We start from the raw sequence: 16,448 nt of genomic DNA, 5'->3' as shown, positions 1-16,448 counted from the left end.
GGGGGAGACCCCCAAGACCGCGCTGCCTCCCCTTTGCGGTAGCCTGCGGCAAGCCACTGCGTGTCTACGTTATCTCTTCAAAGTCTCCAAAATCACTTTTGCTGCCCGCCGTCCAGAAATAGTCGCTCCTTCCATGCTGTCGATATAGTCTTGCTGAGTATAACTCCCTGCAAGGAAGAAATTATCTACTGGTGTTTTTTGGTTAGGACGGTACGCGTCCATCCCTGGCGCTTCTCGGTAGAGAGACTGAGCAAGTTTTACCACGCTGTACCAAGTCATATTTAGCTCCCGCGATGAGGGAAACAGTTCATGCACTTGCTTGAGGACATGCTGCGCGATCGCTTCATTACTTTGGGCAATAAACGGATCTCCCGGTGTCAGCACTAGCTGCAATAATGACCCCTGTCCTGGGCGATAATAATCAGCAGGGCTAGTCAACGCCAAATCGGCAAAACAAGAAAAGTCAGCATCAGCTGTGTAAAGTAAATTATCTATTCCAGCCGCATGATTTAGCTGTTTACGTTGCTCTCCATCATTTAGTTCCGTTACCCAACCATCGAAGCGTAACTGCACTGTAGCCACTGGCACTGCATCCAGTTTGTAAATATTGTCAAATTCTGACCACTTACGCCACTCGTGGGGTAGGATGCGTTGAATTCCTGGAACATCACAGGCAAAAACGTAAGCATCAGCAGTAATAGTTTCTACTGTATCACCTTGCGCAACTACTATACCAGTGACATGGGTTTGTTCGTTTGATGTAAACTGAATTTCCCGAACTTGCCGACGGGTATAAACTTTGGTGCCTCTAACTTCCAAATATTTCAGAATGGGCTTATGTAAATACTCGTGGGGAGAACCTTCTAGCATTCGCAAAACTGAGGCTTCTGTTCTGGCTGCAAATAACTGGAATATCGTTAACATACAACGGGCAGACATATTTTCGCAATCAATAAATCCCAATGCATAGGCGATGGGGTTCCACATGCGTTTGATGCTGCCATTACTCCCACCGTGACTGCGGAACCAGTCAGCAAAACTAATTTTATCTAATTTGCGGATGGTTTTCATCGCCCCGTTAAAGTCTACCAATCCGCGAACTATGGGACTAGTACCCAAAGCGATCGCATTTTGCAATTTATCCTGCAACGATAGTTGAGAAGTAGTGAAAAATGCCTTTAAGCCATTGAAAGGCGCACCTGTAAGGAAACGGAAATCCAAAGCACCAAGGTGCCCCCCTTTGTTAATAAAAGTGTGGGTATGTTCCTTGAGGCGTAAATTTTCTAACACCCCCACTTTTTTCATCAAGTCAAATAGTTGGTAGTAGCAGCCGAAAAATACATGCAACCCCATTTCTAGATGGTTGCCTTCTCCATCAACCCAACTGCCAACTTTACCACCCACAAACGGACGAGACTCAAAAATCTCTACTTCACAACCAGCATCCGCTAGATCTACTGCGGTTGCTAGCCCAGCCAGTCCCGCACCTACGATTGCAACGCGCATTCCGTCGTTCCTTTTCAGTTTCTTTACAGATTGTAACTGGCTTGGTGTCGGAATTTGCTACTTAATATCAACTTCACCAGTATATCAAGGTATGGCAACATCGATACTAAAACCTCTTTGATCACTTTTGTTTAATCCCCGTAAATGATCAGACGCGAGAAAAATCGCGTCTGTATTGGCTAGACAAACCTTGTCCATCATGGCAAACTCAAAAAAGTATCATAGCTATTTTTTTGTGGTAAAGCAGTTATCTGGTGAGTTGTAAAAGTATCTTCTTACCTGTTTACATCTTTGCTATCGTCGGAGATCGGCAAACTTCTAATCAGTTCGCGAATCACATCGGTTGCAGGTCTACCTGTTTGTTGACAATATTTATCTAGTTTTTCGGCTTCCTGTGTTGCGAGATTGACTGTTATGCGTTTTACGGCCCATTTTTTATTTGTCATTGTCATGCTGCTATCTGCTGTATCTTTTAGTATTTTTGAAAGAGTCCAAGTAATGAGGGAACCGATAACATTATCAGAGTTTGTCGCCGGAAACAAGTAAGACCATTAATATTAAAAATGTTCGTTTTGTCAAAGTATTCATCATTTTCTAAAAAAATCAAAAAACTACACTTTCTTTGTTACTATTTTGACAAGATGAACAGCACATAGCTGCTTTTGAAGCTGATAATCCCACTAACAGCATAAGTAAAGCCTGACAAAGAAATTTTATAAATGAATTTGAGACATCTACTTTTGACTCAATCAAGATTTACAAAATTATTCTTTATCGAAAGCATTTGACCTTCTGTGTTAACCAAGTTTGCCAAACCTGCTTTGAGAGAACATCTGGTATGACACCAGAAAATAAAGCTGTAGAATTACGATCATGCTGAAATGCTGGCTTACAGGCGGGTTTTAATGGTCTATAGAGGTCGCAAATAATCACTTAAAAGTAGGCAGATAAGCGATCGCTTTAGAACAAACATCCATCTGCACCCATTAATGTAACCAAGAAGTTCAGAGCCACGTGAACAGTTATAAATTTTGGCTCCCCTTGATCAAGCTGATTGCTTTTCCGTGCCAATATAGTAGGCATAAAAAAGGGGACAAGACTCAGTTTTCTGAGTGTAAATAGCCAAATTCTGTAATAAAATTTAACAGCATTATCTGTAATTTTACACAGATGAATCACTTGAAAATAAATATGATGTTATTTGAGTGTTGTTGATAAGAATATTTTAGTTTTATTTCATGCTTTTACACTAACTCATCGTAGAGATACGATGAAATTTTAGATGTGTTTTCTCCTCCCTCTAGCTATATAATTTATGTTAAATTCAACGATATTTTTGCTATTCATAATATTCATCTATCAGCAGGTTATACAAATCATTTTTCTCCGATTACTGTGCTAAAGATTCCATATTGAACAGGTTTTTCATATCTAAAACCAAGAAAAAACTACTACCAAAAAAGTTTTAAATTTCTACCATTATTTTTTAGTAATTACCCTTATAAAAACAATGGTATATTTCAATATTTTTGGGTAGTCTATTTATTATAGCTATGATTTCTCTGCTTTAAATAAACTTTATTTAGATACTAAATGATATCAATTTTACAGTTTATAAAAAAATTACAAAGAGAAATCTCTTACCTGAGTTTTTGCTTAATGATATTGATACATAACAAGATCCTAAGCTCAAAAACTTATTAAAAAAAAGATTTTGATATTGAAGTGTATCGGCTAGGTTTGATTAAACCGGACTTTGTAAATAATTTTCTGGTAATTTGTACTGATTTATACTGGAAAATCTCAAATTAAATTACTGGAAAACTATGAGAATACACATACTTCATGAAATTTAAGTAAAGTTAACTTTTAATCATTGGTCACATAGTGGCGTTGACATATACATGAATGTGGATAGCAAAGTGCCGCGCTTTAAGAGGTACGCGGATAAATAAGGATGAAAAGTGCTGAGTTGTGAGTAAAGCTGGAGACCTTTCCGTTAGCTCCAGTTAAAAGACTGCCGTGCAGAGCATGTATTAAAACACCAATTTAGTAATCCTGGAAGAAACTCTCCCCCAACCCCTCGATCTTGGCGTCAGCCTGCCGTTAGGCAAGCAAAGAGGGGAGTTGGGGGAGCCAAACCCTACAAGGGGCTGGGGGGTTAGGTTTTTGATTACTAAATCTATCCTCTAGGTGCAACAGTACTAAGTATTCAGTTTACTGACGACACAGTAATGCCACTTGCTCCTCAGTACTGAGTTTGCTCAATATGCAAATGAAATGCACATCAACTTAATTTTTCATGGCCACAATTTGAGATTGAGGATTGCGGCAATTCGTGCAACTATTCAAATTTAAGTTGGGGCATGAGTTGGAGAGTGCCAATACCTAAATCTTTAGGTGAAAGCGATCGCGCTTCAAACAAAGCCATCATATCTCGTAATTGAGGATTGCCACGGGAAGCTCCTGTTAGTCCTTTGGCAATGATTAAGCCACAGTAGCCCAAAGTATTTTTACACCGCTGATTCCATTTTTTCCGGGCTTCTACATGAATAGGATCTTCATCTAAAAATTCACCAAATAGGAATAATTCGCCATTTTGAGTTTGCAATAAACCGAGGTCGTAGCGATCGCCATCGAAGGGGTCGGCACCTGGATTAAAGCAAATTGCTGTTAGTCCACCTGTTGCTTCGATCCTTTCAATTACAATTTTAGCCTTGGGCCGAGAAGTTTGAATTAAAATCACCGGTAAACCATCACCCACTTGTTTGATTTCACCAGCCTTATGGTAGCTGACCCCCTTTTGCAGGTACTCCAACATTTCCCAGGACACTACACCTAAGCTGAGGAAAGAATCTTCCGGTATCAAGTCATCTTGCAATGATTGGAAAGTCGAGGAACCTTGGTTCCCAATCTCCTGTTCTTCGACATCAAAGCCAGCCATTTCCTCTAATTCTGCTGCTAACTGCGGCATGGTAGAGACTGTAACAGCCACTGATTTTGTTAATTCTTCCGACTGCGGCAGAGAAATGCGATAGCGACGGCTAAGGGTGGGGAAGGTTTCTCCATGAAGTTGGCGACGGTAATCGCGAATAAAGCGGCTTAGGCTTTCGATCGCAACAAAAATTACAAGTGCTTCTTCCTCATACAAAACAGACCGTAGTCCTTCTAAGGGGTGGATATTACCAAAGGTGGGGTCAATTTCTGATAATGGCAGATCCGCCAAATCAGCTTCTCCGTCTTCGTCTTCATCTTCATCGGTTTCGTTACTACTCTCAAAGGTGAGAAACAGGCAATCTTGCTTGAGGAACGCTTCTTCTAGATGATCGGTTGATTCTTCATCTTTTAAAACTGCGGCGCGAAACTGTTTTAAAGATACTTCTGAGCGATAAAACAAAATCCCATACTCCATTCCCAGCATTCCCATGACTGAGGCGTAGAGTGTACCAATATCCCACTTATTAATCTCAATTGATAAAATTTGTTGTTCTTCTAAAAATTCCCAAGGTGCTGCTTGCCAAATTGCAAATGCTTTCTCGCGCAAGATTTGGGCATACTGTGGGGGTAAGTCGGGGGTTTGACTATCGAGGATGTCAGCGAACCCGCGAAACAGTTCGTCAATTAAAGGCAGTTCTGGTGCGTAGTCAATGGCAATATCTAAATCTTGCAGCACCCCCCGCAGGTAAAATTGGATCTCACGATCTTTGACTACAATTGTTTGGGGTCTAGCAGGTCTTGCCGGACTGTGGGGATGCTCCATTGCTCGCATTAAGGTACGAACTATTGCTTCTGGTCCGACATCTGAAGCTACCACGTCCATTCCTCGAACCACACCTTGGGAGTAATCTACCCAAAGAATGCATTCTCCCTTTTCTTCTGAGTCTGAGTGCTGGCTTGGTGATGACAACGGACGGCGATCGCCCTCCCATACAGAAGGAATTTGAGTTAATTTCTTCAAGCGACGACTGGTAGAGCGATTAAAGCTGGTCATAGAATAAGTTAATCAAAAGAAGCAATTTGGAAGTAAACTTTGGGAGATAGCTAGCCTCGGATTAAATTTTTATGGCTGCACCTGAAAGATAGTTGCTTCTCAGGCTGCCGCAAAACTTGAACTTCAGAAATACCGAATGTATAAATACACTGAATCTCTCAATTCTAGAATAGAAATCTTTGGCTGCTTTTGACGGAGTGTTTACAATTTGGCATCTAACGACATCTAAGCCGCTAGAATGAAAACAAAAACACCAAGGGCAACCCACAGGCATTAACAAGCCGATACAGGGTAACGCTTAGATTAATTAAGGAGTTAAAAAAGCAGATGACACAAGCTATTCAGGCTCAACAACGCGGAATTCTGTTGAGCGAAGCCGCATTGCACCAGGTAAAAGCCCTCCGGGACAAGCAAGGCACAGACTTCTGCTTACGGGTAGGAGTCCGTCAGGGTGGTTGTTCTGGGATGTCTTACATGATGGACTTTGAAGACACTAGCAAGATCACCCCTCAGGATGAAGTCTTTGACTATGATGGCTTCAAAATTGTCAGCGATCGCAAGAGTCTGTTATATCTCTACGGCTTAATGCTCGATTACAGCGATGCCATGATTGGCGGTGGCTTCCAATTTACTAACCCCAATGCTAACCAAACTTGTGGTTGCGGTAAGTCATTTGGGGTTTAGTTAAGACCAAAGCCGGAGACTCCGAAAGCTCCGGTCAATAAGTCCATAGTCAAGAGTAAAGGTTTTTTAACTATTGACTATTAAGCCATGACTAATGACTATTAACTAATGACTATTGATTAATTTACTATGACTCAAACAGTTGAATCCCTGTTTGATACAGGTTTAGAGCGCTATAAAGCTGGAGTTGCAGTAGATTCTTTAATCCCTGTATTTAAAGAAGTGTGCGATCGCGCTCCTAAAAATAGTTCTGCTTGGATTTGTTTAGCGTGGTTGTATCTACTCGATAACAAACCCAATTTGGCTTACAAAGCTGCACAGAAGGGAGTCAAGTTAAATCCACAAGACCCACAAGCTAGAGTAAATATCGCCTTAGCAATGTTGGAAACAGGTCAAAAAGGTTTACGAGAACACATTGACATAGCACAACAGCTAATTTTTGTCAACCCAGAATGGCGCGATGAAATAAAAAGCAGTATTGAAGACGGTTTAAGTAGAAAACCAGATTGGCAGAGTTTGATAAAAGTCAAAAATTGGCTGTTGGAGGAGTGAGGAGTAGAGACGCGACGCCAGTCGCTATAACGGGGGGAACCCCCGCAACGCGCTGGCTGATTAATCGCGTCTGTATAGGAGTGAGGAGTTAAATTCAAGTCGGTAATCCTCACTTGTAATTTACCCGTCACTTAGTTAGCAGTCGTAAAATTTGGGGCAATTAGACAAAAGGATAGATGAAAGATAAATTGTTGAATTGGCTAAACATGGTTTTAGTCGCAGATGTTTTTTTGGTTTTATTTGGCTTTGTCTGGTTAGCGATCGCTGCGATCGGTGATGCTGTAGGAGTTAACCTGGGTTTGGATTTATGGCATAAACTGTGGCAACCCGTGTTTAATCCAGCGATTGGCATCCTTATGGGCGGTGCGATTCTCAGCGGTATTATCAGTTGGGTTTCAAGAAAATTTCTCTCTAGTCAATAGTTCAGGGATTGGGCATGGGGCATGGAGCATTGTTAGCTTTCTAACTCCCCTGCTTCTTTCCAGTCCCCAGTACCTAATACCTGATACCCAGTCTCTTGAACTGTGACTTTTGGACTCTATGTAAGAATTTGTGTTAATGCTGATTGTAAATTCGGGTATTTGTACTCAAAGCCTGTTTCTTCGGTGCGCTTGGGTAGAACTTGCTGACCTTCTAAAACTACTATAGCTCCGTCTCCTAAAAGAGCTTCGATCGCAAAAGCAGGAACAGGCAACCAAGAAGGGCGATTCATCACTCGTCCCAAAGTTTGGCTTAAATCTGCCATTCGGACTGGATTAGGGGCAGTGGCATTATATACACCTTCTATTTCCGGTTTAGTTAAAGCTTGCAAAATCAGGTTAACTAAATCGTCTACGTGAATCCAAGAGAACCACTGCCGACCACTGCCAATGGGACCACCAGCGAAGAGTTTGAAAGGCGGAATCATTTTACCTAAAGCACCACCATTGCCCAGAACAATCCCAAGACGCAGAATTACCAACCGTACACCAGCATCTTTTACCTTTCTCGCTTCTGTTTCCCAGGCTTGGCAGACTTGGGCGAGAAAATCGTTACCAGATAGGCTTGTTTCATCAAAGGTTGCGCTTTCACTAGTGCCGTAGTAGCCAATAGCCGAAGCGTTAACTAATACTGTTGGTTTGGGATTAGCGTTGGCTATTGTTTCAACTAATTTTTGTGTACCTAGCTTCCGGCTATTGAGGATTTCTTGTTTGCGTTCTGGTGTCCAGCGTCCTTCAGCAATAGGTTCTCCTGCCAAATTAACTACGCCATCACAACTAGCAATGACACTTTGCCAAGAACCAGATGCATTTGGTGTATAGGCAACGATTTCTAGATTGGGGAAAGCCTCGGATGGAAAAACCTTTTGAGCAAAGGCGGTGTTCCGAGCTAATACTACTACTTTATGACCTTTTCCGTGGAGTCGTTGTACTAAACGACTACCAACAAATCCTGTTGCTCCAGTAATTGCGACTTTCATTTTCTACCTCAGCCAAACCTTTATTGTAAAGTTTTTGATCAAACTTTCAGCTTACGGTACTTTCCTTCTCGATAGAAGAGATATGACTGTATATCTGGTAATGCCTGATCTCAAAACTCAAAAACTTTGCTTTTGAATGGCTTTCCCGTTTAGATGCTTCGGTATTATAGGATGGACGGAGTGTTGCAAGGCGTGGGGCTATTATGGCTCGCTATACCTGTTCATTTATCGTTTCTGTTCCTAGTGACCATCTCCAGCCATTACTTGTAGAACTTCTACAGGACTGTCAGTTGGATATTCAATACCACATGGGCGATTACATTATCGCTCGTGAAGTTCCCGGCAATGTTCCTTTTCCTAAATTGGTCACAGTAGAAGTACTGATTGATAAATCAAAATCTACTGAAACAGAAACCCGGATGAGTATTGTGATTAAAAATGAAGAACTACCACTCCAACTAGATAATTACTGCCGACAAATGTTTGAATTCATCAAGCAGGCTATTGAAAGTAGTCGCCATTGGCATTTGATTGAAAGTCTTGCAGGATAGGTTTAGTGAGTGATTGAATTGACACTCCCACGACTTGAAGCCGTGAGAGTGTCAGACTGTGATTGCTAGTTTAGAATTCAATCTCCCACATCCTCTAAATCCTCGGCCATACCGGGGTTTATTAGTGTAATGTCGTACTCGCTCGAATCGGTTTGTCCCAAACGCTGAGTGTTTTTTAAAAGGTAATAAATGGCACGGACTTGAGGACCAAAAACGATCTCGTCTTCATTTCTGAGATCGTGGGCTGGTATCTTACGTCCATTAATCATCAAACCGTTGGAACTAGGCTTACCTTTGGCATCGCCATCTACAATTCGGTAATAGTAGCTATGACTATTATGCTCTCGTGGCAATCTCACTAATGTGGCATGGCGGCGGGAGACAAACTGCGACATCAAACGGATATTACATTCGCGATCTCTACCGATAGAGTAGACGGGTTGCTCCAAAGAAAATTCTTTGCGACCTTGATCGTCTTCAATAATCAGTAGATGGTTTTCATTAGTTTCTGCTGCCATTGACAAATCGGTGGAACTGTAATTAATCAAGATTTGTTTAGTATCGTATCCTGCGATTCTCGCGCACCATAAGTTTGTGGTGCTGATCTAAATAAGCTTTAAAATTGCATAATACCTTGAAAGAGTAGAACATGGCCGTTCTACTCCAGTAGCTATGATAGCTTTGGGAAGTGTCTCAAGAGGCTTTGTGGGCTGGACTCAGTTTAATTTGAGATGGGAATAACCTAGATTTGTACTGGAAAATTTTACGTGCAAAAGAGTATTCTACGGGTGATGAGCTAATCGCCGTAATAATATTGAGTTTGTGACGACACTAACAGAGCTAAAAGCCATTAAGGCAGCAGCACCAGATGGGTTAAGGACAAAACCCAAACTAGGGAACAAAACACCGGCTGCTAAAGGAATGCCAACTGTATTATATGCAAAAGCCCAGAATAAATTTTGGCGGATTTTGTTGAAAGTGGCGCGACTAAGCTGAATAGATTCGACGACATCGTTTAAGCGATCGCGCATTAGGACAATTTCAGCAGTTTCCATCGCCACATCTGTCCCAGAGTGTAAAGCAATTCCTACATCTGCTTGAGATAAAGCTGGAGCATCGTTGATTCCATCTCCTACCATTGCGACTACTGAGTGCTGAGTTAGGAGTGAGGAGTTAGGAGTTGCTTTTGTCCCTGCTTGTTGTAGAGACTGGATTGCAGCTGCTTTTTTAGCTGGAGGGACACCCGCTATTACATCAGCACTAGCTAATCCTAGTTGTTTGGCTATGGCGCTAGCTGCTTCTTTGCGATCGCCACTGAGCAGCATTACCCGTAAGCCCATCTGACGCAACTTGTCTACGGTAGATTGGGCATCTGGTCTGAGGGTATCAGAAACAGCAATTAACCCGGCTAAAGTTCCCCCAACTGCTATGCAAACGACTGTTTTACCATCTGTTGCCAAATCCTGTGCTACCTGTTGTGCAGTTTCGCTAATCGCAATGCCGTGCCAACTCAACCAGTCCCAGTTACCCAATAGTACAACTGTGCCCTCTACCACGGCAGACACTCCCAATCCTGGTTCCGTGTGAAAGTCCACAGCCTCTGGAATAGATAACTGTTGCCGCTGTGCTTCTTGCTGAATCGCTTTTGCTAGGGGGTGGTGAGTACCGCTTTCTACTGCTGCTGCTATTTGGATCAGGGAGTAGGGATTCCCACTGCCCATTTCTGAAATTAACAGACAATCTGTGACGATGGGATTACCCGTGGTCAGAGTGCCAGTTTTATCAAAGACTACGGTGTTTAACTGGTGTACTCTTTCCAAAACATCGCCGCCTTTGATTAATAGACCCCGTTCTGCGCCCATAGCAGTCCCAACAAGAATGGCTGTTGGTGTGGCAAGTCCCAAAGCACATGGACAGGCGACTACCATAACTGCGATCGCTAGTTTTAAGCTGATTAATAGGGGGGAGTGGGGAGTGGGTACAGACGCGATTAATCGCGTCTGTACGGAGTGGTCAGCGTGGCTGATCATTTCCATACCATCAGACATACTGACATCAGTCCAGATGTGAGTACCGAAAAAGTACCAAAAGACAAATGTTAATACAGATGCTGTCAGCACACTGTAGGTAAAGTAACCAGCTACTGTATCTGCTAATTTCTGTACTGGAGCTTTCCGAGTTTGGGCGGTTTCTACTAAAGCGACAATTTGAGCTAGAGTTGTATCACTTCCAGTCCGGGTTGCCTGAATAGCGATCGCTCCTGACTGGTTTAGTGTCCCTCCGGTCACAGTATCTCCTGGTTGCTTAATTGCTGGCACGGCTTCCCCAGTCAGCATTGACTCATCGACCGTTGTTTGACCAACCACCACTTCACCATCGACAGGGATTTTATCACCTGGCAGCACTTGTAACCATTCACCAACACGCACCTGTTCAGCAGGAATCTCTACACTAGAAGATCCCACTCCGACTTTCTCTGGATTGGCAATCAATCGCGCTAAGAGTGGCTGGAGTGCTAGCAATTTCCTAAATGCGGCAGCAGCGCGACCTCTAGCTTGTTGCTCTAATGTCCTTCCCAAAAGAATAAAGCCCAGCATCATTACTGGTTCGTCAAAGAAGCACTCCCAACCCATTTGGGGAAAGAGCAGCGCGACTAAACTAGCAATGTAGGCTGTCAGCGTTCCCAATCCTATCAGGGTGTTCATGTTAGGCGCATTTCGCCGCCACCCCAGCCAGCCATCTACTAAAATCGAGCGACCAGGAATTAATAGCGCTACTGTCGCCAGTCCACAATGAAACCAGATGTTATTTAGCAGTGGCAGCACTGAGCTACCAAGATTACCAAAATGTCCGCTTCCCGACAATAACAGCAACATTGCTGCGATCGCCAACTGCCTAACAGAAGAGCGCATTTCTCGGCGTTGTCGTTCTGCTGGGTCTGGTAAGGTAGATATCTCGCCTGCTACTGTACCCCTAGCTTTTCGGGGTTGAGTCGGGAATCCAACGGCTGTTAATCGCTGTGCTAGTGCATCTGCATCTACTGCACCAGTTTCTGACTCTACAACTGCTACTTCTGTGGCCAGGTTCACACAGGCACTCTTGACTCCTGGATGTTGGGTTAGCTGTCGCTCTACTGCATTCACACACCCAGCACACTTCATGCCCCCAACATCGAGAATAATTTTCTCTAGGATTGGGTCAAATTCTGGGGCTAGCTTAGTTTTCGGGACAAGTTGCATGGCAAGTGTTTAGATTCGCTACAGAAATTCAACGCCTGACTAAAAGCGTCTCTAATTTGAGCGTAGGCGAAATATGGAACTACGACTGTATGTCAACCCTATTAAATTTATTAATTTATCGTATCTCGCTGAGGGTCAATGACGGCTCCAGCGGAGATAAGTCACATAGATAATAGCTACCACCTGCATTGGCATGAGGATAATCAGGCTTTTCCAAAAATTGTGAATTTCCAAATTAGACATGGCGCTGAAATAGCCAAAGCCCAACAAAAAGAAAAGTATCCAGATCAGCTGTTTACGTTTGATAGTTAGCATAGCAGTAGGATTCAGAATTTTTTAGCCAAAATATCTATTTATACCTATAAGTCTGTACAGAATACACAATAACTTTTATTAATAGTTACTCAAGAAAGAAGTTTACCCAAGGGAGAGTTAATAAAATAAAGATACATTTATCCAGTTTGTAATAGGTTATACAAACAGAGAATATAGTAAGTCATGATGTAATAGACTTCTTGCATGAATCAAAAGCCCTCACCCTAAATCCCTCTCCCAAGCTTGGGAGAGGGACTTTGAAATTGGCTCCCCTTCTCCCAATTTTGGGAGAAGGGGTTGGGGGATGTAGCTCGCTTCCCGCAGGGTGGGCGAATTTTGCATTTGTGCAAGAGGTCTAATGTCCGACTAATTAGTTGTCATTGCATTGGCGCAGCCTTCCGGTAGGGTACGAAGTGTTCGCGGTAGCGTCTTGTAGAGTTGCAATCTCCGAACCACAAGCGAATTGCAACTCTACAAGACGCACTCGCAATGATATATCGTAAGTGATTAGGTGGACATGATATGAATACCTAAGGCTCCTAACAAGATAGTGCAGATGCCACTTCTCAACCATAAATGACATCCATAATTTAAGTGTATTTATTGTTACTTATATTTAGGGATATCTCATAGGAATAAATGGTCAAATTTTAGCTAATCTAAAATATAAATAAGCACTTTAGTGTTACGGTAGACAGAATTGTAAATGTAATAAATCACAAATTTTTTTCAAAGATCCACTCAAGATATATAACTTTACAGAGTAACCCAAGTGTGAAATATAAGTTTTTAGAACCAGCCCTGCTTATTCACAAAGTAGGTATTTACAAATTCTTCAGGGGACTTATTCAAATAGATCATGCCTTCAATTAAACCTACAAGTAACATAATTAAAAAGGCAACACCGTAGCTGAAAGAACCCCCGACTACTGAAATCACCAACATGATAAAGCCTTGTGGAGCGTATCCTAGAATAAATTTATGAACCCCAAATGCTCCAAGAATAATGCCACAGTAACCAGCTAAAAGTTGTTTGGTAGGGTGACTGGGGTTGATATTTGCCATATGAGTGCTGCTCCTTGATAAGTCAGGTATAAAAATAAAGTCTTTATTGTAATGAAAGCAAGTAACTGTATTTGCTGAATAAATAAATTTTTAATTTTTTCAGTATAAGTAAGCCTCAAGACAAATAACCAAAATCAGCGTGCTTCTATTCCAGAGGAGAGGCTAAAACGTCTTGCGGCATAGCCTGAAAATCTGGCGCTCCTTAATAAATTTTGGTGGATTTGATGATCACAAACCCTGGTGCGCCAGTTTTGCAGATTTTCAGGTAAAACATTGATCTTGAGAAGAATGAACCTCAAGAATCAGCAAAAACTGCTACACCACTTTTTACAAGTCCATCAGTATTATTTCCGGATTTTTTTTGATCGCTTCCAGAGGGCGTGAAACACAATCGCACCAATAACTAGACCAGTTATTGGCTAAAATCACCCGGATGAGAATAAATGCTTAACTAGATAATTTGTTGTCTATCTTAACAGCATTCTGTGATTTGCTTTTGCCATTATCTTGATTAGGTTTTCAGCTAGTATTTATGCTTATAACCACCAATTATAACTAGTAAATTGTTCTTGCCTATGGAGATAAAAGCAGATATTCTTTTTTTAAACAACAGTAATTAAATAGTATTAATTGCTACCTAAAAGAAATAAGCTTAATAATGTACCACTATTCCAGAGGCTGTGGAGGAGCATAGGAGCAAAGAGGTTGCGCGATCGCGTGTAGACTACCCCCAACACAATCCCCAATGCCGTCAGTGGCAGAATTTCCGACAAGCTGAGGTGAGCGATCGCAAACAACAAACTGCTGATCAGAATCGATCCCCACACGGGTAAGTAACGAGTTAGAGAGGGTAACAAAAAGCCGCGAAATAGGATTTCTTCAAAAAATGGAGCTGCGATCGCTGCTGTGGAAAAAAATATACCAAGTGCTACACCATCTCGGCTTTCCAACGCTAATTGCAACAGGGGATTACTACCACCCTGTCCTTGCCATAGCTGTTGATTGATTAAAGATACCACTACAACTATAGGTAAAGCCGCGCAATAGCCTCCCAGTCCCCACAAAAACCAGTTATCTTGAAAACGGAAGCGAAACCAAAATTCTGGTAGTGGAAAAAAGCGTTTGAGAGAGAAATACAGCACTAATAGCGCACCCGATGCTACCAATAAGTAACTAATTAAAACAGAAAAAGCCTGAAGTCGCACATCAGTGATGGGACGTGGGATAGGGAGCAGCGATAGCACTAAAGGTACAAAAATTTGCCCCATGAAGAAAAAGCCGATGACAAAAACCTGCAAAACCGTTTCACCATCCCAAGGTGTTGACCAAAGGACATCAGCATTTTGAGCTAGTAACGAGGCTTTTCCTTTCAACAAGCGTTGAGCAAATAATAAAATCAGCAGTATTAGACCAATTAAAGCCGCCAAGGTGGGAATAGTGCCAATAACCGCTAATTTCACCACTGCTTGAGCCGCAGATTCTTGTTGTGCAGCTTTAACTGCTGATAAAGCGTCTTGTCGTTGCTGGAGTTGGTATAGCTTAACCAAAGCAGTAGAGCGAAACCAACCTTCTAAATTCTTTTGAATTGGTTGTTGAGCATTTGGGAGCAGACGGGAAGGATTGCTCCACAGTCCACTCAATACAGCGGCGGTTTCCCCAAATTCTGGATTGATATTTGAGCGTTGTTCTAATTTGCTCCAAGTCTTAAGGGCTGTATCCGTCTGTCCTTGCTGTGCTTGTAAAATTCCCAGGCGCAGGTCTAATTCGGCCAGTAATTTTTGTAATTGCTTGAGGGACTGCTGTAACTGTTGCTGTCCCTGTTTAGAGGTTTTAGTAGTGGGAGGAACGTCAGGTAGAGGTTTTGGAGGTATGGGAGTTATTTCAGGTTGAGAGCGTAATTGTGCAAGTTTGTTATCAACTTTGTCCAAATTAGTTTGAACTGATTGACGCGCCTCCTCATATTGGTTTGTGGCGCTTTCCAGGGGTTGCTCACCAAGTATCGCTTCCCGAATCGCCTGGAGATTGTCATCGTTGCTATCTTCTGATTGCCAAGCTTGGGCTTGTAGAGCAATATTGGTTTGGTATAGTTCCAGGCGACTTTGGAACTGAGGTTCTTGCCAACTACCGAATAAAGCCGAAACTGCCAACAGAACTGCTATCGGCGTTAGTACAAAAATTAAAACCAATCGCTTGAGTGTCATCTATCCCCCTTTAACTTACCAGTGGAGAGCGCGTCCCCCTTGGGAATTATCGCAATAAAAAGTCAGAGGTGGATAGATATCATCAATATTATGAATCTGCAATCGCACCCACCATGTTAAATTACAACCCATTGCACTGCTTGCCCTCCGCCGAGGATCTGCCCGATTCGGACGATGAACCTGTGGATAATCAACTACAACATTTGATTCCTGGCTTGCTAGAAGCCATCTTAGCTTGGCTGTGGGCAACCCGCATGGATTGGTTTTTTGGGGTTGATATGGGGATATACTACGATCCTGAATTACCGCCGATTGTGCCCGATGGGTTTTTAAGTTTGGGAGTCGAGCGAGTTTTTGATGAGAACTTGCGTTTAAGTTATGTGTTGTGGGAAGAAAAGGTGATGCCAATTGTGGCATTAGAAGTTGTTTCTCACAGACGACGTGGGGAATACACCAGCAAAAAGAAACTTTATGCTGAGATGGAGATTTTATATTATGTTGTCTACAATCCCCAATGCCGGAGAAAACCACCTTTAGAAGTTTACCGTTTTGTCAATGGGGAATATGTATTGCAGGCAGGAAATCTAATTTGGTTATCAGAGATAGGTTTAGCAATTGGTTATGAACGGGGAACCTATCAGGGAATTACGCGGGATTGGTTGTATTGGTATGACAAACAAGGAGTCAGATATCTAACACCAGAAGAACGAGCGATCGCTGCCGAACAACGCGCCGACAGGTTGGCACAAGAATTGCGAAGATTGGGGATAGATCCAGATTCTTTGAGTTGATTTTGTGGGGAGCGATCGCTTTAACTAGCTGGGCGAAATTAAATATAACTAATGTTTTACCCAATTGTAAGAGAATGCTGGTTGAAAATTTCTC

At 42.4% G+C, this 16,448-nt stretch carries 14 protein-coding genes; 5 read left to right on the top strand and 9 right to left on the bottom strand.

The window, feature by feature from the left end:
* Positions 1-69 precede the first annotated feature (69 nt).
* The 3 genes from zds to Q0541_RS33635 all read right to left on the bottom strand — a co-directional run bounded on the left by zds (position 70) and on the right by Q0541_RS33635 (position 5,497).
* Positions 70-1,506 carry a 9,9'-di-cis-zeta-carotene desaturase gene (gene zds, locus Q0541_RS33645; RefSeq protein WP_298921325.1) on the bottom strand — a complete coding sequence of 479 codons (1,437 nt, stop codon included), beginning with the start codon at positions 1,504-1,506 and terminating at the stop codon, positions 70-72.
* A gap of 275 nt (positions 1,507-1,781) precedes the next feature.
* Positions 1,782-1,958, bottom strand: coding sequence for a CopG family transcriptional regulator (locus Q0541_RS33640; protein WP_298921364.1), 177 nt, complete (start codon positions 1,956-1,958; stop codon positions 1,782-1,784).
* A 1,892-nt stretch (positions 1,959-3,850) separates the two neighbouring features.
* On the bottom strand, positions 3,851-5,497 hold the full coding sequence (locus Q0541_RS33635; RefSeq protein ID WP_298921323.1) for a hypothetical protein: 1,647 nt from the start codon (positions 5,495-5,497) through the stop codon (positions 3,851-3,853).
* Between the two features lie 327 nt (positions 5,498-5,824).
* On the opposite strand from Q0541_RS33635, the gene Q0541_RS33630 reads away from it, so the two are divergent.
* From Q0541_RS33630 to Q0541_RS33620, 3 genes are all read left to right on the top strand, one after another.
* Complete coding sequence (locus tag Q0541_RS33630) at positions 5,825-6,181, top strand: iron-sulfur cluster assembly accessory protein (RefSeq protein ID WP_298921321.1); 357 nt, start codon at positions 5,825-5,827, stop codon at positions 6,179-6,181.
* A gap of 129 nt (positions 6,182-6,310) precedes the next feature.
* Positions 6,311-6,733, top strand: a complete 423-nt coding sequence (locus Q0541_RS33625; protein WP_298921319.1) for a hypothetical protein — start codon at positions 6,311-6,313, stop codon at positions 6,731-6,733.
* 176 nt (positions 6,734-6,909) lie between these two features.
* On the top strand, positions 6,910-7,155 hold the full coding sequence (locus Q0541_RS33620) for a hypothetical protein (RefSeq protein WP_273768252.1): 246 nt from the start codon (positions 6,910-6,912) through the stop codon (positions 7,153-7,155).
* Positions 7,156-7,271: 116 nt separating this feature from the next.
* Here the strand turns inward: Q0541_RS33620 and Q0541_RS33615 are convergent, their stop codons facing one another.
* Positions 7,272-8,192 carry a TIGR01777 family oxidoreductase gene (locus Q0541_RS33615; RefSeq protein WP_298921316.1) on the bottom strand — a complete coding sequence of 307 codons (921 nt, stop codon included), beginning with the start codon at positions 8,190-8,192 and terminating at the stop codon, positions 7,272-7,274.
* Positions 8,193-8,395: 203 nt separating this feature from the next.
* Between Q0541_RS33615 and Q0541_RS33610 the strand changes: the two genes are divergently transcribed.
* Positions 8,396-8,743: a hypothetical protein gene (locus Q0541_RS33610; RefSeq protein ID WP_298921314.1), complete on the top strand. Its 348-nt coding sequence runs from the start codon at positions 8,396-8,398 to the stop codon at positions 8,741-8,743.
* 77 nt (positions 8,744-8,820) lie between these two features.
* Here the strand turns inward: Q0541_RS33610 and Q0541_RS33605 are convergent, their stop codons facing one another.
* From Q0541_RS33605 to Q0541_RS33585, 5 genes are all read right to left on the bottom strand, one after another.
* On the bottom strand, positions 8,821-9,318 hold the full coding sequence (locus Q0541_RS33605) for an FHA domain-containing protein (protein ID WP_298921362.1): 498 nt from the start codon (positions 9,316-9,318) through the stop codon (positions 8,821-8,823).
* Positions 9,319-9,525: 207 nt separating this feature from the next.
* Positions 9,526-11,982: a cation-translocating P-type ATPase gene (locus tag Q0541_RS33600; protein ID WP_298921312.1), complete on the bottom strand. Its 2,457-nt coding sequence runs from the start codon at positions 11,980-11,982 to the stop codon at positions 9,526-9,528.
* Positions 11,983-12,117: 135 nt separating this feature from the next.
* Entirely contained in the window at positions 12,118-12,297 is a 180-nt protein-coding gene (locus Q0541_RS33595) for a hypothetical protein (RefSeq protein WP_298921310.1), read from the bottom strand.
* A 789-nt stretch (positions 12,298-13,086) separates the two neighbouring features.
* Positions 13,087-13,362, bottom strand: coding sequence for an NINE protein (locus Q0541_RS33590; RefSeq protein WP_273768245.1), 276 nt, complete (start codon positions 13,360-13,362; stop codon positions 13,087-13,089).
* A gap of 626 nt (positions 13,363-13,988) precedes the next feature.
* Positions 13,989-15,563: a type II CAAX endopeptidase family protein gene (locus tag Q0541_RS33585; protein ID WP_298921308.1), complete on the bottom strand. Its 1,575-nt coding sequence runs from the start codon at positions 15,561-15,563 to the stop codon at positions 13,989-13,991.
* A 113-nt stretch (positions 15,564-15,676) separates the two neighbouring features.
* On the opposite strand from Q0541_RS33585, the gene Q0541_RS33580 reads away from it, so the two are divergent.
* A complete protein-coding gene (locus Q0541_RS33580; protein ID WP_298921360.1) occupies positions 15,677-16,354 on the top strand; it encodes a Uma2 family endonuclease in 678 nt (225 codons plus the stop codon).
* Positions 16,355-16,448 lie beyond the last annotated feature (94 nt).

The organism is uncultured Nostoc sp. (genome assembly GCF_937863485.1).
GTDB lineage: Bacteria > Cyanobacteriota > Cyanobacteriia > Cyanobacteriales > Nostocaceae > Nostoc.
The sequence above is the reverse complement of the archived record's forward strand: the minus strand, read 5'-3'. Positions and strand labels throughout refer to the sequence as shown.